Below are 20,981 nucleotides of genomic sequence, written 5' to 3'. Positions count from 1 at the left end.
TAAACAAATTATTAACGTTGATTTTGTTGTATATGACTCAGCGCGATCTCATCAGAAGGAATCGGCATCACATACAATGGGCTGTTTGGTGCCAAGGTGTAAGTTTTCCCGTCTAAAGTTCGAGTCAAAGTAATATTGGCACCTTCCAGGTTAAGACGTTTAATATCTGACCAACGCAGACCGCGCCAAACTAGTTCTTTACGTCGTTCTAATAAAATCTTATTCAATACTTCATCCGCAGACCCAACAGTGAGCGGCACGAAGGTTCCAGAGACATAGCGTTTTACCAATAATTTATTAAGTGCGTCTGTAGCCCCTGACTGGTCACCTCCTCTTGACAAACATTCTGCTTTGATCAAGTATAATTCGTCAACGGCCAGACCCATGAATGGCCAGTACGTATTTCCCCCATACCCAGACTTGACGAAAAAATTGTTTTCATTCACGTAAAAATAAATTTGTTTGCGCAAATCGTTTTTATCGTAAAGCTGAAGAAACTCAGGTAGAATTGCCGCATGATTCGCATATAGAGCCCCGATCGCTTCAAAATATTCTAAAACAGAAAAACTCGTGTATACCAATTCCGGATTATAAATAGTAAATGGTGAAGTTGCCGTAGTATCTAACGTGTTAAAGTCTACCAGTTCGTCGCGAGCTGCTAATGAATTATTGGCGGCAGCCAATGCCTTGTCATACTCGCGCATACTTAAGTAAATACGGCTAAGAAGTGCATAAGTTGATGCTTTCGATGACCTATTGAGATTATTAGCTGGGAATGAGGCAGGATACAGTTCAATGGAAGAATTCAGATCAGATAATATTCGGTCATACACCGCTTGTACACTGGCTCGGGGCTGAATGTCATTGATATTAGCAGTTAATTTTAATGGAATTCCCAGATCATTGCCGGCTGTAGCTTTGTTGTATGCCGGAGCAAATATTTGCACAAGGTTGTAAAGGGAAAAGCTACGACTAAACAATGCCCAGGCTTTAACATATTTACCAGAGGTGCTTTGTTTATCAGTAACTGATAATTTATCCCACTGTTCGAGCACAACATTAGCTGTAAAAACTGTTGAATAAGGCTTGTTCCAATCCGGAACAGCTGTTTCTCCCCCATAAATATCTTTATTCCAGGTATAACAATTTTTTGAGGTTTTTTTTGGCAAAGAGTTATAACTATCAATTGTTGGGTAATAATAATCTTCCCCGGACATGATACCCATCGCTGGTGTATTAAAGTTATTTGTAGTATTGTCCAACAACTGTGTCATGTCATCGAGCGTCTCAGGAATAACGATATTCGAATTAGGTTTTTTATCGAGGAAATCTTTTTTACACCCCGATAAAACCCCCAGAGTCATGGTAGCGACAAGCGCTATGTATATCTTTAGATTTTTCATTTTTATGAATTAATAGAGGTTAAAAATCAGCGGTTAAGCCCATTGCATAAGTTCTGGGGTTAGGGACGGTATAAATAGAGTTACCGGAATAATCAGGATCAATCCCTAATTTATTTGCTCTCCACAATATGCCCAAGTTGTTTACATAGGCATAAAGTTTTAAATTATTGAATGGCATATGCCTATGCTTTCCCGAAAATGTATAACCAAGTTTTATATCTTGTAATCGAATATGATCCCCTTTAACTACCAATTTGTCCGAACCGGCAAAAAATAAATCACGCTGACCATCATCAGGGTAAATGAGGGCGGGTACTATAGTAGTTTTTTCATCCCCGGACTTTTGCCATCTTTTTTCAAAGTCTGCTTGTTGGTAGCCTCCATTGCTAGAGGTAAAAGATCCTCGCCTAAAATAATAACCCATTTTAAATGAGATGTTCATAGATAAATCGAACCCCTGATAGGCAAAGTTATTTCTTAAACTTCCAAACCATGTAGGAGAAGCAGTACCAATATATTTTAATTCGGCAGGATTAGTCGAATTGAGTATGCCGGCATAATCTTCACTAAGTTTACCATCGAGATATCCTTGAGGATTTCCCTTGTCATCAAGTGTCGTAGATGGATAGGCAAATATCGCTGAGTAAGGCTTGCCGACGAATGGGTTTTGATAATTACTACCCACATACAAAGAATTCGATCCTACAGGAAGATTAAACTTTGTTACCTTGTCTCTGACATAATTTAATAAAAAGTTTGTAGTCCAGCTGAATTCACCCCGAAGATTTATACTGTTTAGTTGAAAATCCATTCCATGAGTAATCATACTCGCTGTGTTACCAGTGAATATTGTTACTCCTGTTTGAGGTGCGACCGGACTAGTACCTATCAGGTTTTCGCCCTTTTTTACATAGTAATCAAAACTGCCTGATATCCTGTTGTTTTTTGACCCAAAATCAATTCCGGCGTTAATAACATTTACTTTCTCCCAACTGAGATTCGGATTAGGCGGATTAACGATTGACTCGATTGGCGTATTGTAGTAACTAAGTTGATTGGCTAAAACAGTTGCAGTAGTATATGCAGAAAGGTTTTTGCTTAAATTTCCATTATACCCGTCAGTCAATCTGATATTCAGATAGGGTAACAACGGAACATTATAAAAACTTTCTTTACTAATGGCATAGTTAAGGCCTACTGAATACAATGGAACTCCCTTGTTATTAGCATTGACTCCAAACAAATTTGACTCATCTTTTCGGGCACTAGCTGAAAGCGTATATTTACGATCGTAAGTATAATTCGCATTAGCATAATAGGAAAAGAAACGATCAATCGTGCCGGATTGGCTACCCCCATAGGGAATACGACTATTATTAAAGCCTATGCTGTAGTTATAATAAGTAAAGTAATCGACTGGTATATTGGTGGCATTATTTTCATTATAACCATATAAGGTAGAATATCTTTGAAACGAATTATTATCTTTAATCTCTGACCCCGCAATCATGCTGAACTCGTTTTTTGCTCCGAACTCTTGTTTATAGTTAAATTGAAGCCTGGCAGTGTTACTCTGATATTTGCTATTTGAGTTGCTGGAAATTGCGCCAAGTGGTATGGGATAGGTTATTAATCCTGATGGATTTATCTGCGCATATTCATTGATCAACAAACGCGTAGAGTACATATCTGTGCCTCTGATAATATTATTTTCAGAATTCCCCTGCTGATATTGGTAATTTAAGTTTACATTTAATATTTTCGGAATGATTTTATAATTTAATTGAAGCCCTGCTCGATAATCAAGCAGGTCAGTCACATTGCCATGATTAAGCCGTTCATTAAAAGGATAATAGTTCCAATCTAACAGTCCTGAATTTGATAAGGCGTCTTTCGACGCCTTTCGAAAGTCCCGGTTAACTGCAAGCGCGTTTCCATTATTATCTACAACTTGCTCATACGGATATTGAATATTGTACGGGTCGGAATTACTGATGCTATTGCTGTTTGTAAAAAACAAACTCATCCCCAGTGTAAGTCGATTATGCATAAGATTATAGCTGTTGTTGACTGTAAGGCTATAACGCTTGAAACTATTAGCAATTTGGCCAGAAATATCTTTGTCAAAACCGCCACCGATATAATACTGGTTATTTTCTGAACCGCCACTAATGCTCAGAGAATATTGTTGATTAACTGAGTTTCTAAGAAAGTATTTGTCATATGCATCGTTAGCATTTATCTTTCCTAATGCTTGTAGCTGTGAATTTGCTTGCGAGGCAGTAAGAATGCCTTTTTTTTCGTCATTCAAAATATCAACTGCCGGGGTTTGATTAACAAAAGGAAGAAAATTGAGATAAACATCATATTTTCCGTTGTCAAACCAAAATTTTTCCATTTCGATAAAGTCTTTAGATGACATCTGCGGGACTGCATTTAAATTTGGTTTATCAGCCACAGTAATACTGGTGTTTAGTGAAACTTTGGGGCCAGAATTAAGCTTTCCCTTTTTCGTGGTAATTACTATTACGCCGTTACCAGCCCTGACCCCCCAAATTGAGGCGGCGGCGGCATCTTTTAAAATAGTAATTGACTCTACATCATTTGGATTTATATTATTCAGGTCTCCATCATATGGAAAGTTATCTAAAACAACCAATGGTTCAGTGTTAGCAAATAAGGTACTTCTGCCGCGTATACTTATTCCGGGGTCACCACCATTAGAGGACGATGAAAGATTTGTTTTATTAAACGTTTTATTAAAAATAACACCACTTGTAACCCCGTCTAACCTTGACAAAATATCTGTTCCAACCGATCTGTTAATTAACTTATTATCGATGTAGGTAAATGAGCCCGTGGCGTTTTCTTTTACCAATTGCTGATATCCCGTGCTGACCACTACCTCATTAAGCCTGCTACTGCTTACATGTAAGATGACATTCTGAAAGGGCATGTCTTTAGCTACGATGAATACTTGAGAAGTATAACCTATAAACGATATGGTAATCTCATCGCCAACCTCAGCATTGAGCACAAATCCGCCTTGATTGTCGGTAACGTAGGACTTGTTGGTCAGTTTTGATTTTAAACTGGCGCCAGGTAAGGATAGTCCCGTGGTATCGGTTACTCGGCCCTTGACTTCAATAGGTTCAAGTGACGCAGTTATTTCTTTCCTGACATCACGTTTTTCAACTGGTTTTATCGTGATTGTCTTATCAATGATTTCAAAAGATAAAGCTTTGCCTTCCAGTAATTGAGTCATGGCCTGTTGAATCGTTGCGTTGTGCAGATTGACATCTACTTTAATAGGCTCGACCAGCTTAGCTTTATAGAAAAAAGTATAGCCGCTTTGTTGCTGGATGGTATTCAGCGCTTCAACCAGTGGCATATTTTTTTTTGAAATGTTGATCTGGGAGTAAACTTTAGCAGAAACCTGGAGACAGGCAAGGGTGATCAGCAATACGGTTAGCTTCATTACCTTTAGTATTTGAGGTGCATAGGATCGCTTCATACACGCGTCTTTTACACGTAAGTTTAAATGCATACTTTTGTATGGTTAGGGTTAACGGAATAATGTCTTCGAATCGATTTTATTTTTGGTTACCCGAACTTTCGCCGGGAGTGTTACCAGCACTTCCGGTTCTTTTTTGGGCATCTTCCAAGTTTCGTATAAGTTTATCTTTCCATGTTTTTTTGGTTAATTAGGGGTGATCGCCTCTGTTAATTGCCATCTTCTCATGGTGTTATAATCAATTTCTTTTTATTATTCTCTGTAATGATCTTAAAATGGACATCGCCAGATTCCAGGATGTGCAGCATTTTTGACAGGTTAACGTCGCGGCTGATCTCACCGTTAAATTCATCGTTAGCGATATCGCCCTTATACACAATATCCAGGTCATACCAACGGGCTACCTGCCGCATCAGCGTCTTCAATTCGGTATGCTCGAAAATAAATTCGCCATCTTTCCAGGCCACCGCTTGTTTTGTGTTAGTGACAGCAACTCTTATTTTTTCATCAGACCACTGTACGCTCGCCTGCTGGCCCGGTTTCAAGACCGCAGATTGGCCCCTATTACTTATTTTTACGCTACCTTCCAATAGCGTTGTTTTTAGATCCGGCTCATTGTTATAAGCGTTCACATTAAAATGGGTGCCCAGCACGGTCACATCCTGTTTGTCTGCGGACACAATGAATGGATGCGCTTTATCCTTAGCCACTTCAAAATAGCCTTCACCTGTCAGTCTTACCTTACGATAAGCACCTGTGAACCTAGTGGGATAGGTCAGCGATGATGCAGCATTCAACCATACCTGGGTGCCGTCAGGTAGGTTCACCTTATAGGTTTCACCCTTAGCAGTAATTAATGTGTTAAATTGATTAGCATCCGCTTCATTGTTATCAGCTATGGTGTATACAATCCCCCCATTAGCGGTTTTGGTCACATTTACACCCACTTCTTTAGCGATCTGTCCGGTCAAGGCATTCGAAAGGATAATCTTTTGACCATTAGCCAAAGTTAATGTTGCGGTATTTTTGCCCGGAGCAACATCATGCTGTAACGGTCTATTAACGGCAAGTTGCTGTGGCTGTTCTTTATGAATAAAGTAATAACCGCCCACTCCCAAAGCAATCAGTATAGAGGCCGCCGCCGCAATGCGCGGCCAGAGCTTCCTGCGTTGAGGCATAAAGGTCGCTTCTTCCATTCGGTCACGTAACTCATCCAGGTCGCTATTAAATTCGTTTTCACTTATGTCCAATGGGCCGTTGTTGCCATGCAACAGCCAGTTTTCTACGAGTTGCTTTTCCTCGTCAGTAGCGGTGCCAGCGTGGTATTTCGCCAATAAATCTTTCGCGTTGTTATTCATGCGTAATGGGTTTTTACCCTTTGTACGCTGATGACCTTTTGCCGAAGGCAAAGGGTTAGAAGAAATAAAAATATTTTTGGAATTAATTAATTTTGTTGTCAATAACATCTTATGATGTCACACATTTACATCATTTAATGTCACACTTATAGTAAAGAAAGCCCTTACCATCAGTAAGGGCCTCCTTTAATTTTTGCGGCTTCTAACTCCAATCCTGATTTAAAACTATCCCGGACATCACCAACCTCCATACCGGTCATTTCTGATATATCCCCGAAATCAAAACCCTCGTGCTGTTTCAGGATGAATACCAGTCTATCTTTGGTATTGGTTTCTTTTAAAAAATTGAGCGCTTTTTTTATAGCATGCTGATACAATCTTAAATTCACCGTATCTAATCCATGCCCGTTTTTCAAATCCCGCCAAAGCAGGAGGAATACATCCTGTAATATTTCATCCGCATCTTCGTGCTCCAAACCCATTCTACGCAGAAAATAATAGATTTTCGGTGAATGGGCTTTTACGATAACTTCAAAAGCTTCCATAATCTCCTCTCTATTTGCGGTTATTCTGGTAAACCAGTAAGCGCAAGCCGTTAAAAACTACAACCAAAGTGGAACCCTCATGTCCGACAACAGCCGGGCCGATACCTGAAATTCCCAAAATGGTTAAGGGTATCAATACAGCAACCATGCCTAAACTGATCACCAGGTTCTGTTTAATGATGCGGCGGGATTGCCGGCTCAAACCAATAGCGAATGGCAGGTTGTCTAACCGATCAGCCATCAAAGCGATATCCGCGGTTTCTAAGGCAACATCTGAGCCTGCGGCACCCATAGCGATACCAACGGTGCTTTTGGCCATCGCCGGGGCATCATTCACGCCATCACCGATCATGGCGACCTTCTTTTCCTTTTTGATCAGATCTTGAACCGCTTTCACCTTTTGCTCCGGCAATAATCCACCCATCGCATCGGTAATTCCGATTTGTTTGGCAACGGCTTCGGCTACCTGCTGGTTGTCGCCGGTTAGCATGATCATTTTCTTGATGCCCAACTCCTTTAATTCGGCAAGCGTTTTCTTCGCTTCTTTACGCGGCACATCCATCAGGGAAATTAAGCCGATAATTTCACCTTCGCGTTCAACCAGCATCGTCGTATTGCCTTCTTTCTCCAGTTTTTCTACCTGACCATTGATTTCAGCATCCAGTTTTTTGAACAAGCTACGGTTACCGATCACGATCTTTTTACCACCGACCGTAGCTTTTACGCCATGCCCGGTTACGGCCTGGAGGTTTTTAGCTGAGGGAATATCTTTTTGTTTTAACCGTTCCAAACCGCCTTTTACAATAGCCGCGGCCAAAGGATGGTCACTGAGCTTCTCAACAGCTATCGCGATCTCCAAAACTTCATCTTCCGACAATTTGGTTAAAGCGACCACACCGGTTAATTGCGGCTTACCTTCGGTCAATGTCCCTGTTTTATCAAACGCGATAGCGGTCAACCCGCCTAATTCTTCTAACGGCCCGCCGCCTTTGATGAGTACACCGCCTCTCGCTGCCCTTGCAATAGCGCTAAGCACCGCGCTTGGCGTGGAGATCGCTAAAGCACAAGGACTGGCGGCAACCAATACCGCCATTGCCCGGTAAAAGCTTTTACTGAATGGTTCGTCAATCACCAGGTAAGCGAATAATAAGATCACCACCAATACCAGTACGGCAGGTACATAAACTTTTTGGAGCTTATCGGTAAATAATTGCGTGGGCGATTTTTGCGCCTCGGTATCGTTCACCAGTTTGACTAAACGGGAAAGCGTGGAATCAGCCGCGAGTTTGGTTACTTTCACTTCCAATACCTGGCTGCCGTTGATCGTCCCTGCAAATACTTTGTTTTCCGCTTTCAGCGTTTTGTCATCATGGTCTTTATCGGGATCAGCTACCGGAGATTTATCGACCGGCACGCTTTCGCCTGTGATCGGGGCCTGGTTAACACTGCTTTCCCCTTTAATTACAGCGCCATCCGCAGAGATTTTGCTGTTTGGTTTGATAATAATGATGTCGCCCAATACCAGTTCCTCGATAGGCACTTCAGTTTCTTTACCATCCCGGCGCACAATTGCTGTTTTCGGCGCGAGTTCTGCTAAAGCGGCGATAGATTTGGTCGCCTTTCCCATCGCGTAATGCTCCAGCGAATGACCGAAGCTAAACAGGAATAACAGTAATGCACCTTCCGCCCATTGGCCCAGGAAAGCCGCACCAACAGCAGCCACCAGCATTAGAAAATCAATTTCAAATTGCCCTTTACTGATGGCTTCGTAAGCCTCTTTCGTGGTATAAAAACCGCCAAAGAAATAACCGATGCCATACAATATCGTACTTGTCAAAGGCGGCAGGGAATGGACGAATGATAACCCGAAACCCAATGCCAGAAATACCCCTGAAAGGGCGGCAAAGATCAGTTCCGTGTTTTTGCCGAAAATACCGCCATGCTCATGGTCATGACCGCTTTCAGCACCCTCATGCTCGTGATCGTGCTTTTCTTCTTTGTCCTTCGCAGTAGAAATATCAACCTGTGGTTGTTTTTTATCAGCTGCTTTATGCTTTGTTTGCTTTTTCATGTTGATGATTGTTATTCTTCTTCAGCGCCACCGGCAGCTTTGGATTGTAAATAAAATGCGCCCTTGGTCGCTATCTGAACATTAGCCGGTAAAGCAGTCAATGGTGTGATCTGGATATAGCCCAGTTCAGTTACGCCGGTGGTTACTTCCGTTTTGGTAAAAATTGTTTTGCCGTCTTGAGCATGTGTGGTCGTCACAAAAATATACTGCTTGCCTTCGGAACGGATCACTGCATCAACAGGTACAGCGGGCATTAGTTTGCTGCCCGTGCTGATCAGCGCGGTGACATACATACCGGGGATCAGGTTTTGGTGGGCCTTATTGTTAATGACCGCGTGAACTACTACACCCTTGCTTTCATTCTCGAATGATTTGTTGACACCGTTAATGACCCCGGTGATGACCTGGTTATCCTGGTTGGTGAGCTGAAAGTTTACCTTTTGGCCAACTTTCACCGACATCAGGTCTTTTTCAAATACGGTCAGGTCACAATGGATCTTGGAATTATCCACCACTTCCATGATCGAGGTGCCGGGCTGCACAAAAGCACCGGTATTAGCCGTAATGGTGCCCACCGTGCCGCTGATCGGTGATAACACCGGGAACTGGCTAACGATATGACCATTATTGATCCTGCCCGGCGAAATGCCTAATTGTTGTAACTGACTTTCATAACCGGTGAGTTTAGAACGCTCGGCATTATAGGTCGCTTCCGAGGCCTGGAAGGACTTACCGGTACCGGCACCCGCTGCTTTCAATTGTGTTTGACGATCATACTCGGCCTGCACATAAGTAAAATTGTTTTTAGCCGCTAAGTAGTCCTGTTGCAGTTTAAGCAGGTCCTGATTCTTGATCGTGGCCAAAACTTGCCCTTTATGTACCTGCTGGCCTTCCAGTACATTGATATTACCAATGATACCGCCGGAGAGGATACTGACATCCGCCTTGTTCTGCGGTGGCACGGCTAATTGCCCGTTCGCTTTTACCACGGCATCGAGGTTCTTTTGCTCAATGGGGCCGGTTTCAATGCCCACCGACTTCATTTGTTCAGGGCTTAATTCCAGCCCGTTTTCTTTGTCTTTTTTTTCGGTCTTACTGCTGTCGGTGTCCTTGTCAGCAGTTTTTTCACCTGAACAGGAAGCCAGTAAAGTTCCGGCCAAAAGCAGGGTGGTGATATATAATTTCATATTATTCTCCTCTTAAAAATTGTAATTGAATGGCGGACTGGTTCAAACGGCTGACCGCATCGATGTAGGCTAATTTGGTTTGAACCGCCGCAGATATATTCTGGATATACTCTACATAGCCGATCTCACCCAGGTTAAATGAAACCTGCGCGATGCGCAGTTGCTCGTCGGCCTGTTTTAAGCCACCCGATGTATAATAATCCACCGCTTGCCGGTACTTTTGGTATTGCTGCATTTCCTGCTCGTATTGCAGCCGCACCTGGCTTTGGGTGTTTTGGTAATTGGTTTGCGCGATCTGGCCGGATAGTTTTTCAGCTTTGACCCGAGATCGATTAGCGCCATTGAAGATCGGCAAAGCAACACTTAACTGAATACCCGCGATCCGGGTGCCGGGCGTATAGCCCCGGTCAATACCTGCCGGGTTAAAGCCGGAAATCACCAGCTGCTGGTTATAGCCAACGGTCAGGTCGGGCATTCCTTTGGATTTTTCTACTGCGATACGCGCATTGGCCACCTCAATGTTTTGTAGTTCGGCATTCACCTGGGCGTTACGGCTCGTGTTAATGGTATCTGAGGGAGCAGCCAACCATAAGGGCAGCTTGCTTTCTGCTATCGTTATGGCCTCAGTCGTATTCAGCAATTGTTTTAAAGCCAATTCATTGCTTTTCAGGTCGGCCTGCACACCGAGTTTCAAAGCCTGTACTTCCTGGTATTTGTTTTTAGCGCTGAACAATTCGAGGTTAGAAGTTTCCCCGGTCTTTAATCTGACCTCTGCCCGTTTAACAAAACCACTATAAATACTGTCCTGGTAGTGTAGGATGCGCAGGGTTTCCCTGTTCAGCAAATAGGCATAATACGCGTTTCGCACATTACGGGTGATCTCCGCGCGGGTAATATTGCCCGTTCTTTCAGCCAGTAAGGTTTGCTGGTTAAGCAACTTGCGCTGGTTCTTATATAGGCCGGGCCAGGCGATATTCTGGGTGATGCCGATGGCATTGTCCATATTACCGCCGCTGGTCGGGTCTTGCGTCAGCATGAGTTCCGTTTTCGGAATGTCGGTACCCGACTTTTGCAAAGCACGGCTTTGCTCTACCGACAGCCCGGCCGAACGTATTTGTAAATTGTTTCGCAGCGCTTTTGCAATGGCGCTATCCAATGTTAACGGCGCCGTGTTTTGCGCTTCTGATTTATTAGGTTGTAATAGTAAGCTGCCGCCAACTAATATAAATACCAATAGGGCTTTAGGAACTTTTACTTTGATCGTTTCTTTCCGGTTAAAGAGGAGATACAGACATGGCAATACAAATAACGTCAGAAATGTCGCGGTGATTAAACCACCGATCACTACTGTCGCTAATGGCTTCTGCACTTCTGCACCCGCGCTGGCCGATAAAGCCATCGGCAGGAAACCTAATGAGGCTACGGAGGCAGTCATTAGCACAGGGCGCAGCCTGGTTTTGGTACCTTCTAAAACCCGGTCGTAGATATTATCCATGCCTTCTTCTTTCAGTTGATTAAAATAACCGATAAGGACGATACCATTCAGTACCGCCACACCAAACAAAGCAATGAAACCTACGCCGGCCGAAATGCTGAATGGCATGCCACGTAATAATAAGGCGGCTACACCACCCATCGAAGCCAGCGGCACCGCCGTAAAAATCAGCAGGCTTTCTTTTACCGACCGAAATGTCACGTAAAGTAAGATCAGGATAAACAGTAAAGCTGCCGGAACGGCGATAGATAAGCGGGCTTTGGCCGCCTGCAAGTTCTGGAATTGTCCACCATAGGTGATATAATAACCCGATGGCAGTTTAAAGCTGCTATTCAATTTGCCCTGTATTTCCTTAACGGTGGTTTCCACATCGCGGTCTTTTACATTAAATCCCACATAGATGCGGCGTTTACCGTCTTCGCGGGAAACCTGTGCGGGCGCATCTTTAAAAGCAATATCTGCTACCTGGCTTAACGGGACTTTATTGCCTGACGGCAGTGGAACCAATAAGTTTTCAACTCCTGAAATATTCTCCCGTAGGTCACGGTTCAGGCGAACGACCATATCAAAACGTTTTTCACCCTCGAACACCACACCGGCGACGCTTCCGGCAAAAGCGGTTTTCAGGATCATGTTCACATCACTGATATTCAAGCCGTACTGCGCCATCTTATCACGGTTATAAGCGACCTGTATCTGCGGAAGGCCGCTCACTTTCTCGATATAAGGTTCGCTCACGCCCTTAACCGGCGCAATGAGTTTGGCGATCTTGTTGGCTTGGGTGGATAATACATCCAAATCATCGCCATAGATCTTAATGGCCACATCCTGGCGGATACCGGTCATCAGTTCATTAAAACGCATTTGCATTGGTTGGGATATTTCGACATTGATGCCCGGTATAATAGCTAAGGCTTCTTCCATTTTCTCCGTCATTTCCTCCCGTGTTTTGGCGCTTTTCCATTCTCCCTTTGGTTTCATGGCCAGCATCATATCGCCTTTTTCCATCGGCATGGGGTCAGTTGGTATCTCAGAACTGCCGATACGGGTAACGACCTGCTTGATCTCAGGGAACCGGTCTTTCAGCACCTTTTCGGCTTTGCCAAAGGTTTTGACCACTTCGCTGAGCGAAGTGCCCTGCATCATGGAGATCTCCACGGTTAAGTCGCCTTCTTCAAGTGTGGGGATAAACTCGCCACCCATTTTGCTAAACGCCCAGATCGCGATACCGAAAAAGATAAACACGACAACAACCGTTAAAACTTTTGCTTTTAATACGACGATCAAAGCCCGTTGGTATCCGCGTTGCAGGAACCCGATGATACGGTCGGATATATTGGGTTTATGTTGAGTTTTCTTACTCAAGAATAAAGCGCTGGCCATCGGTACATAGGTCAGCGACAGGATAAATGCGCCTAAAATGGCAAAGGCTACGGTTTCCGCCATGGGGCGGAACATTTTGCCTTCGATTCCTACCAATGATAACAATGGCAAATAAACGATCAGGATAATGATCTGCCCAAAGGCGGCAGACTTCATCAGCTTACTGGCACTGTCACGGACTTCCACATCCATTTGTTCGGTAGTGAGCTTTTCAACACCTTTTTGCCGGTAGCTGCCAGTCGTGATATGGTGCACCACGCTTTCTACGATAATTACTGCGCCGTCCACGATAAGGCCAAAATCAATCGCGCCCAGGCTCATCAGGTTGCCTGATACCCCGAACAGGCGCATCATGGAAAAAGCAAACAGCATCGCTAGAGGTATAACGGAGGCTACTACTAAACCGGCTCTTAGATTGCCTAATAACAGCACCAGCACAAATACGACGATCAGCGCGCCCTCCAGCAAGTTACGCTCGACGGTGCCGATGGCCCGGCCGACCAGTTCCGTCCGGTCAATAAACGGTTCGATGATTACACCTTCAGGCAGGGACTTTTGGATCTGCACCATCCGCTCTTTGACGTTTTGGATCACCTGGCTAAAGTTCTCACCTTTGAGCATCAGGGTTACCCCGGCCACAACTTCGCCTTCACCATTTCGGGTAACCGCGCCATAACGGGTGGCGCTTCCGAATTGTACGGTGGCAATATCACGGATCAGTATTGGCGAACCTTTGCTGTTTTTCACTACGATCTTGCGGATATCGTCCAGGTTTTGTACCTGTCCCAAGCCACGAATAAAGTAGGCATTGCTTTGTTGCTCAATATAAGAACCGCCCGTGTTCTCATTGTTCTTTTGCAAGGCCTCGTAGACCTGCGGGATGGTAATGCCTAATGAATTCAGTTTATCGTTATCTAAAGCGATCTCGTATTGCTTCACATAACCGCCCCAGCCGCTCACCTCGGCCACACCAACGGTACCCGCTAATTGTGTACGTACCAACCAGTCCTGCAAGGTGCGCAGGTCGGTGGCGGTGTACTTTTTTTCATAACCTTTTTTGGTGTGGAGCACATACTGGTAGATCTCACCCAAACCCGTAGTGATCGGTGCCAGTACCGGTTCACCTAAACCGGTGGGGATGCTGTTCTCCGCTTCTTTTAATTGGGCGTTCACCTGCTGCCTGGCCCAATAAATATCCACGTTGTCTTTAAAAACAATCGTAATAACGGAGATACCCGAACGGGATATGGAACGTTTTTCGATGATCCCGGCGATATTGGCCATGGATAGTTCTATGGGAGCGGTAATGAACTGCTCGACCTCTTGTGCCCCTAAACTGGGCGCTTGTGTAATGATCTGTACCTGGTTATTGGTAATATCGGGTTGCGCGTCCACCGGCAGGTTGTACGCGGAATAAATGCCCACCAGCACTAATACCAGTGTCATTATCCCGATAGTTACCTTGTTCCTGATAGAGAACGCGATAATGCTATCAAACATAAATTGAAAAAATTAATACGATACGAAAAGGCCTTGCAAAGTTGATTGCAGGCGGAAATAAGGTAAAAAATCGTATTAAGCTATTTGGGGAGGCTGCCAGATCTTGATCGACTGGTTCTGAATGGATGGAATCGTATATGCGGGATATACCTTCACTATTGTTTTCACAAACACAGGAATAACTGGATTGGAGCTGATATGCCTGGCTGTTGAGCAACACGAGCAGGTACAGAAAGGCGGGCAGGTTTCCTGGCTGCCTTGCTTATTGCAGGACTTGCTTTTCTGAACGGTTACATGCGTCACACTCGCAATCATATCTTCACTGTCCTGGCAGGGAAGCAGGGCAAGCAAGGTCATATAGACACTTAATATAATCGCTAAGTATTTCATTCCAAAGCAAATCTACAGAATATTTCCTCAAGTCCAACATTCGCTAAATCTTTAGACATTGAATTATTCCATCTTGCAAAGCGAAAAAGCGTCTTTTCGCATCAGTTGGGGCATATTTATTAACACGATGTTGAGAAATATGGGTGGTAGAATTGCGTGCAGCTTTACAACTTCGCAGTACCAATTTCTACCTGAATTACATGTTTTTACACCCTGTTCGAAAGATCAGGCAGAGTAACCGTTCCATCACCGGTAAACGGTCGAGCCTGAAAACCCATAAAAGCCAGCACTTCGAGTCTGCGCTTGAACGCGACTACCTCACTTTATTAGAATACGATGCTGATGTGGAATCTTTTACGAGCCAGCCGGTTACTATTCATTATCTCAACGGAACCAAAGGCACACGCTATACGCCCGATGCAGCCGTTTATTATCTGCCGGAACTGAAACGCAAACCTTGGCTGGTGGAGATTAAATACATGGCAGAACTGCTGGAGAAGAAAGAGCTGTTAGCACCCAAGTTTGATGCTGCTGAAAAATACGCTCAAAACAACGGTTATGAGTTCAAAGTAATAACGGAAAAGGATATCCGCACCGATCTGCTTTACAACATCAAATTCCTAAGCAGCTATCTGCGAAGCAAACCAGACCACTTAGTAGCTGCCCATATATTCAAAATAGCAGGTGATGAAAAAATAACCGTTGCGGAACTGGCAGGTAAACTTTCGGAAGAAGGCGAAGCATTATACACTATCTGGCAATTACTGGCGCACAAGGTACTGGCCTGCGACATGTCTATGAAAATAACGATGCAAACAAGGGTATGGAAGCGGCAGTAACGACCAAAATAAAGACTGTATCGGACCTGAGCGAGGAAGAATTGGTGGTAGCTACTTACCGGTACAATATTATTGCACCTATCGTGGCTAACCAACCGGGAATTACCGTAAGTAGCGCGGCGGCGGATAACGGCATCCATCGTAGGACGGTTCACCGCTGGCTGAATAGGTACGTGGAAACAGCTACGCTCACTTCGCTGGTCAAAAATGATAACCCGCGCAATAAAGCTAATTACCAATTGGCACCGGAAGTAGAACATATCATCAAATCCATCATTGAGAAACGTTACCTGAATAAACAAAAGCTTTCAGTAACTAAGATCAGCCAGGAAGTGGCAATGGACTGTAAACTCGCAAGTTTGGAGGTGCCGCATTACAATACGGTACGCAATCGCATCAAACAGATCGGTGAAGAACAATTGTTGGCTCGCAGACACCATACTAGTATCGCACGCAACCGGTTCAAACCTATTGATGGCAGCTTTCCCGGTGCGGATTATCCGCTGGCCGCGGTTCAGATCGACCACACACCGCTGGATATTATCGTAGTAGATGAGGTGGACCGGGCACCGGTAGGCAAGCCCTGGATCACCATGGCTATTGATGTTTACAGCCGGATGGTCGTCGGCTTTTATATCTCGCTCGACCCGCCGGGCGCATTAGGCACCGGCCTTTGTCTTTCTCATGCGATACTGCCCAAAGACCTTTGGCTAAACGAACTGGACGTGCCGGGCAAATGGCCTTGTTACGGCGTGATGAAGTCCTTGTATATGGATAACGCACGGGAGTTTCGCGGCAAGATGCTGGAACGGGCCTGCCAGGAATACGGCATCGAGATCAACTTTCGACCAGTAGCTACACCAAATTATGGTGGACATATCGAGCGCTTGTTAGGTACCTTGCTGAGGGAAATACATACGTTACCCGGCACTACTTTTTCCAATATCAAAGACCGCAAATACTATGATGCCGAAGGCAAAGCCTGCTTTACTTTAAAAGAGTTGGAGAAATGGCTGGCCACTTTTATTGTTGGCGTTTATCACCAGCGGGTGCATAGTGCCGTAAACACTACACCGCAAGCAAGGTATCATGAAGGAATTATGGGAACAACTGAACAGATAGGTATCGGTCAAAGCAAGCCCATTGAGAATGAGCTAAAACTCAAACTGGACTTTATGCCCTTTGTGGAGCGCAGCGTACAGCGATATGGTATCTCTATCGATTCGATCTGGTATTACCATGACATCCTGCGCAAATGGATACACAGTTATGAGCAGCCTAATGCCCGCTACAAAACCTTGCGCAAGTTCGCTTTCAAGCGCGACCCGCGTGATATCAGCGGCGTTTACTTCTTTGACCCGGAGCTGAAAGATTACTTTTTTATCCCATACCGTAACACTTCGCATCCTGCTATTACCATTTGGGAGCATAAGCGTATCCTCCGCGACCTTAAAGAAAAAGGTATCGCCCAGGTAGATGAGGATGCCATATTTGAAGCGTATGCTCAAATGCGGCAACTGGAAGAATCGGCTACCGGAACAACTGCCGCTGCTAAACGCCTGCGCAATAAGACCAGAAAGCGATATGCCACCGCTGGCAGTATCAAAAACAGGTTCGTTGATGAACGGGCCGAAGACATCGAAGCCGCGCATGGCGTTGACTTCAGCAAAAAGTACTTACCATTTGAAGATCTTGAAGGATGATCCATCTAAATAAAGAAACAGCCCATATTGTAACGTTAAGTGACGAAGAAAGAATAAACCGGATACTCTCCTATAAATGGATTGGCTATACCAAAGCCAGGGAGATCCTGCAAACGATGGAATACCTGCTCATCCATCCGAAGATCCACCGAATGCCCAATATGCTGCTGGTAGCGTCCACCAATAATGGCAAAACTATCCTACTGAACAGGTTCTTTGAAGCCCACAAACCGGTTGTAACGCCGGAAACCGAACAGTTAACGATACCGGTATTATATGTACAGGCACCATTCAAGCCCGATGAACGGATGTTCTTTATCAATATACTGGAAGCACTCAACGCGCCGTACAGCGTAAAAGAAAGATCACTGCGCCTTTACCAGCAGGTGGTCAGCATCCTCAAAAAAGTAGATACCAAAATACTCATCATTGACGAGATACACCATATCCTGGCGGGAGGCTATATCACGCAGCGGGTATTCCTTAACATGATAAAATATCTCGCTAACGACTTGCAGATCGTCATAATCGCATCGGGCATCCGTGATGCGCTCAGCGCGATCAATACCGATAAACAGTTGGCTAATCGTTTTGAACCAGCCATCCTGCCGAAGTGGACAATGGACGAAGAATACCTGCGGCTGCTATCCAGCTTTGAAGCGATCCTGCCTTTGAAAAACCCATCCAACCTGACCCAGGAAGATATCGCCATGAAGATATTAAGCCTTTCAGGCGGCACCATCGGTGAAATATCTACCATTCTTAAAAAGGCAGCCGTGCAGGCGATCCACAATAAAAAAGAATGCATCGACTTACAACTATTGGGGAGAACAGGTTATATCGCACCCGCGAATAGGCAAAAACAATATGAAGGCTTGCTGATATGAGTTTTGCGGTATTGGGAAATGAAAACAAATTACTGCCTGCTTTTTGTAAACCTTATGCCGATGAACTGTTAAGCTGCTGGCTCACCCGCATGGCGTTCAATCATGGATTGACCACGAAAGAGCTGTGTCAGTACATTTGGCCAAATTACAGTGGCAACCCCGATATTGACCGAACGATCAGCAAAGCGCATATCGGCATTCTGGCTGCAAGAACCAATTGTAAGATTGCAGAGGTTGAATCCGCTACGCTCTCCTCGTATCAGCTTATCGTGTTCAACAGCCTCAATATCGTTTATGGTCAGGAACGCTGGCTGATCCCAAGTAAAAAGGCCCGCGCCGGTCACTGCTCCGGCCTGATGTTCTGCCCGGCCTGCTTAAAAACCCAGCCTTACTTTAGAAAAAACTGGCGGCTGGCGATCTCTTTCGCCTGTACCTCTTGCGGCTGTTACCTCTGCGAGAGCTGTCCGCATTGTGGCCAGGGGAACTCTTTTATTGATGTTGCCGAATGCAACTTTGCTGAACAAACGCTTCGTGCATACCTGCTCAACTGCCATCATTGCGGCAAAGACGTAACAGAATGCACTCCTGAAATAGCGCCGCCTGCTTTTGTTAAATTACAGCAACAACTTTATGATGTTATTGATCACGGGCTTCATGACCAGATGGTCTATACCGAATCTTACTTTCGGGTATTGCATCACCTTGCCAGTCTGATGATTACAGCAAAACATTCTGCGCTAAAGATCAGGCGGTTTGCTGATCAGGTTTACCGTCAAAACAGTTTGCCCATAGAACGCTTCAAAGGTGAACGATTGGAGATCCGGAATCTGCCGCTTAAACAACGAACCCATGCGATCAAGGCAGCCCATTGGCTGTTGCAGGAATGGCCGCACCGGTTCATCGAGATCGCCTTGAACAATCACCTGAAAAGAAAAGATGTATTCGATGAGTTTCCCAATGCCCCTTTTTGGTTCTGGGAGCCACTCTATTATGGTATGGGGGCTTCGCTACCGGTACAAACGGAACGACTGAGCTTCGATAACTTTGATCTATGCACCGCGAGGTTAAAGGAAGAGCCGATACAGCCACCTGATTACGACTTTAATATCGACGAAGCCTTTTACAACGATGAAATGTATAAAGACAATGATGAAGGCGACTACATCCCAAATGGCTATACTGAAGATATAGAAGGAAATGAGGAAGAAGAAGAACCGGCCTGGTCGTTTGATTACTAAAGCAAGTGTGACATTAAATGATGTAAATGTGAGACATCATAAGATGTAAATGACATTTGTTGTCAATAACATCTTATGATGTCACACATTTTGTCATTATTCATATGATATCATACACTTTATTCACAGGTAATCATACACTGTAAGGTTCCACAGATCTGTTGAGCGGTATTGTGGTTTTAACGAGAGTTCGCTGATAACATGATCGTCAGATAGATTATCAGTTTCGTAGGTGCAGCATTCCGACAGAAGATTTTCATATGCATTATATTTCAAGTTGCAGTTCGTGTAATACATATCATCGAAGTCAAGATCGTAATCGAGCTCGTTGAACGGCTGTCCTGACTCTGGTTGATCACGGGTATTCAGTAATGTCCCATTGTAATATTGCCCTGTAATAAACCTGCGTTCTTTAACAGGTGCTGGCTGGCGTAATATTCCTTCGAGCCGTTTTTGTAATGGTCCTGTGAACCAGCCAGGTGCTTGCGGGACAAATGAACAAAGGTCGTAGAACGTAACTTTTGCTTCCTGGCATATAGCTTCGATTCGGTAAGGCCATCTGTCCAATAGCCAGAATACAGCGCAGATTATGTGAGTTCTTGTTTGAACAGGTGCTTTATGAATCAGGGCTAATTCGTTGTGTTCAATACATGATTGGTCTAAGCCGTTTGCGTTCAGCACATGTTGCACAAACCGTTGCTGTGATCTATTCGCAAAGGTCTTCTTTAGTAGCATTGATGATAGATAGTATAAGACCCTAAGATAGGATCGGGCATCAGCTATTGGTAGTGGCGATACACCTGCAATAAGGTCATTGAGTTTGCTCTGCAACCGCCGAACCGACCAAGGCGCAGGAATGACCCTGGCATCAGTTATATTTGTTCCGCAAGTATGACATTTGATCATCGTTTCCATTAACGATCCGCAACTGCCTATTCCCATCCTGATATTTAGAAAGGAGTTACCATAATGACATGCCGGGCAGTTGTCAATAAGAAAGCATCCACAGCGTTCGCATAGAATAGAAGTGGCTAAGCGCCACTGCTTTCGGAAGTATGGTGCATCACCATCATTCATAAGACATTGGGGACAGAACATCAAGCCGGTACTATAATGCGACTCAGGGTGCCATTTGTCGCGCCTGCTACCTGATAACAGCCAGTTAATACCGTGCCTGGCGTATCGGTCTTCGTAAAAAAGGTTGTTTCGATAGCCTAACAGGGTCGTTTCCGAGACCTCATTTTCGGTACAATTTGTCGCTAAAGCAAGCCGATATATCTGATCAACGTCGATACAGCTATCGATATCTACCCTAGGCCCATGATCAGGCCAGATATGCTGATAAAGTTCTCTCATACCCATTCCATGATTATGCGCGATCCTGGTAAGCCAGCTTGTTAACAGTTCATCCGGATATGGTTTACAAAAGCCCGGCAGCAGTTTTGTTCCGGGTTCAAAAAGCCGCATG

13 protein-coding genes and 1 pseudogene are annotated in these 20,981 nt (G+C 44.6%); 4 read left to right on the top strand and 10 right to left on the bottom strand.

Annotated features, from left to right (window positions below):
- Positions 1–11 precede the first annotated feature (11 nt).
- The 8 genes from BDD43_RS11005 to BDD43_RS31065 all read right to left on the bottom strand — a co-directional run bounded on the left by BDD43_RS11005 (position 12) and on the right by BDD43_RS31065 (position 14,813).
- Positions 12–1,403, bottom strand: a complete 1,392-nt coding sequence (locus BDD43_RS11005) for a RagB/SusD family nutrient uptake outer membrane protein (RefSeq protein WP_121197715.1) — start codon at positions 1,401–1,403, stop codon at positions 12–14.
- A 19-nt stretch (positions 1,404–1,422) separates the two neighbouring features.
- Positions 1,423–4,881: a SusC/RagA family TonB-linked outer membrane protein gene (locus BDD43_RS11000; protein WP_162847040.1), complete on the bottom strand. Its 3,459-nt coding sequence runs from the start codon at positions 4,879–4,881 to the stop codon at positions 1,423–1,425.
- A 260-nt stretch (positions 4,882–5,141) separates the two neighbouring features.
- On the bottom strand, positions 5,142–6,275 hold the full coding sequence (locus BDD43_RS10995) for a FecR family protein (protein WP_162847039.1): 1,134 nt from the start codon (positions 6,273–6,275) through the stop codon (positions 5,142–5,144).
- A 170-nt stretch (positions 6,276–6,445) separates the two neighbouring features.
- Positions 6,446–6,820: an RNA polymerase sigma factor gene (locus BDD43_RS10990; protein ID WP_121197712.1), complete on the bottom strand. Its 375-nt coding sequence runs from the start codon at positions 6,818–6,820 to the stop codon at positions 6,446–6,448.
- Between the two features lie 10 nt (positions 6,821–6,830).
- On the bottom strand, positions 6,831–8,891 hold the full coding sequence (locus BDD43_RS10985) for a heavy metal translocating P-type ATPase (protein WP_121197711.1): 2,061 nt from the start codon (positions 8,889–8,891) through the stop codon (positions 6,831–6,833).
- Between the two features lie 11 nt (positions 8,892–8,902).
- Positions 8,903–10,078, bottom strand: a complete 1,176-nt coding sequence (locus BDD43_RS10980; protein ID WP_121197710.1) for an efflux RND transporter periplasmic adaptor subunit — start codon at positions 10,076–10,078, stop codon at positions 8,903–8,905.
- A 1-nt stretch (position 10,079) separates the two neighbouring features.
- A complete protein-coding gene (locus tag BDD43_RS10975; protein WP_121197709.1) occupies positions 10,080–14,456 on the bottom strand; it encodes a CusA/CzcA family heavy metal efflux RND transporter in 4,377 nt (1,458 codons plus the stop codon).
- A gap of 75 nt (positions 14,457–14,531) precedes the next feature.
- Positions 14,532–14,813 carry a hypothetical protein gene (locus BDD43_RS31065; RefSeq protein ID WP_394339631.1) on the bottom strand — a complete coding sequence of 94 codons (282 nt, stop codon included), beginning with the start codon at positions 14,811–14,813 and terminating at the stop codon, positions 14,532–14,534.
- Positions 14,814–15,046: 233 nt separating this feature from the next.
- Here BDD43_RS31065 and BDD43_RS10970 point away from each other — a divergent pair, with 233 nt between their 5' ends.
- From BDD43_RS10970 to BDD43_RS10955, 4 genes are read left to right on the top strand one after another with little or no spacing between them, the layout of a single operon-like run.
- Entirely contained in the window at positions 15,047–15,685 is a 639-nt protein-coding gene (locus BDD43_RS10970) for a TnsA endonuclease N-terminal domain-containing protein (RefSeq protein ID WP_121197708.1), read from the top strand.
- On the top strand, positions 15,670–17,388 hold the full coding sequence (locus BDD43_RS10965) for a Mu transposase C-terminal domain-containing protein (RefSeq protein ID WP_121197707.1): 1,719 nt from the start codon (positions 15,670–15,672) through the stop codon (positions 17,386–17,388). Before BDD43_RS10970 ends, BDD43_RS10965 begins: the two co-directional genes overlap by 16 nt.
- On the top strand, positions 17,385–18,275 hold the full coding sequence (locus BDD43_RS10960) for a TniB family NTP-binding protein (RefSeq protein WP_121197706.1): 891 nt from the start codon (positions 17,385–17,387) through the stop codon (positions 18,273–18,275). Before BDD43_RS10965 ends, BDD43_RS10960 begins: the two co-directional genes overlap by 4 nt.
- The gene (locus BDD43_RS10955; RefSeq protein ID WP_121197705.1) at positions 18,272–19,513 is read left to right on the top strand and encodes a TniQ family protein; all 1,242 of its coding nucleotides are present in this window, start codon (positions 18,272–18,274) and stop codon (positions 19,511–19,513) included. Before BDD43_RS10960 ends, BDD43_RS10955 begins: the two co-directional genes overlap by 4 nt.
- Before the next feature lie 123 nt (positions 19,514–19,636).
- Here the strand turns inward: BDD43_RS10955 and BDD43_RS30575 are convergent, their stop codons facing one another.
- Together BDD43_RS30575 and BDD43_RS31060 are read right to left on the bottom strand one after the other, a co-directional pair.
- Complete coding sequence (locus tag BDD43_RS30575; protein ID WP_246001542.1) at positions 19,637–20,428, bottom strand: hypothetical protein; 792 nt, start codon at positions 20,426–20,428, stop codon at positions 19,637–19,639.
- Between the two features lie 90 nt (positions 20,429–20,518).
- Positions 20,519–20,980, bottom strand: a pseudogene (locus BDD43_RS31060) (TniQ family protein); the annotation flags it as partial.
- Position 20,981: the final 1 nt, after the last annotated feature.

Source organism: Mucilaginibacter gracilis (assembly GCF_003633615.1).
GTDB classification, from domain to species: Bacteria; Bacteroidota; Bacteroidia; order Sphingobacteriales; family Sphingobacteriaceae; genus Mucilaginibacter; species Mucilaginibacter gracilis.
This window is presented reverse-complemented; position numbering and strand designations above follow the sequence as displayed.

Coding starts and splice junctions, on each gene's coding strand:
- BDD43_RS11005 (WP_121197715.1), bottom strand. CDS start 1,403: ATGAAAAATCTAAAGATATACATAGCGCTTGTCGCTACCATGACTCTG.
- BDD43_RS11000 (WP_162847040.1), bottom strand. CDS start 4,881: ATGAAGCTAACCGTATTGCTGATCACCCTTGCCTGTCTCCAGGTTTCT.
- BDD43_RS10995 (WP_162847039.1), bottom strand. CDS start 6,275: ATGAATAACAACGCGAAAGATTTATTGGCGAAATACCACGCTGGCACC.
- BDD43_RS10990 (WP_121197712.1), bottom strand. CDS start 6,820: ATGGAAGCTTTTGAAGTTATCGTAAAAGCCCATTCACCGAAAATCTAT.
- BDD43_RS10985 (WP_121197711.1), bottom strand. CDS start 8,891: ATGAAAAAGCAAACAAAGCATAAAGCAGCTGATAAAAAACAACCACAG.
- BDD43_RS10980 (WP_121197710.1), bottom strand. CDS start 10,078: ATGAAATTATATATCACCACCCTGCTTTTGGCCGGAACTTTACTGGCT.
- BDD43_RS10975 (WP_121197709.1), bottom strand. CDS start 14,456: ATGTTTGATAGCATTATCGCGTTCTCTATCAGGAACAAGGTAACTATC.
- BDD43_RS31065 (WP_394339631.1), bottom strand. CDS start 14,813: ATGACCTTGCTTGCCCTGCTTCCCTGCCAGGACAGTGAAGATATGATT.
- BDD43_RS10970 (WP_121197708.1), top strand. CDS start 15,047: ATGTTTTTACACCCTGTTCGAAAGATCAGGCAGAGTAACCGTTCCATC.
- BDD43_RS10965 (WP_121197707.1), top strand. CDS start 15,670: ATGGAAGCGGCAGTAACGACCAAAATAAAGACTGTATCGGACCTGAGC.
- BDD43_RS10960 (WP_121197706.1), top strand. CDS start 17,385: ATGATCCATCTAAATAAAGAAACAGCCCATATTGTAACGTTAAGTGAC.
- BDD43_RS10955 (WP_121197705.1), top strand. CDS start 18,272: ATGAGTTTTGCGGTATTGGGAAATGAAAACAAATTACTGCCTGCTTTT.
- BDD43_RS30575 (WP_246001542.1), bottom strand. CDS start 20,428: ATGGAAACGATGATCAAATGTCATACTTGCGGAACAAATATAACTGAT.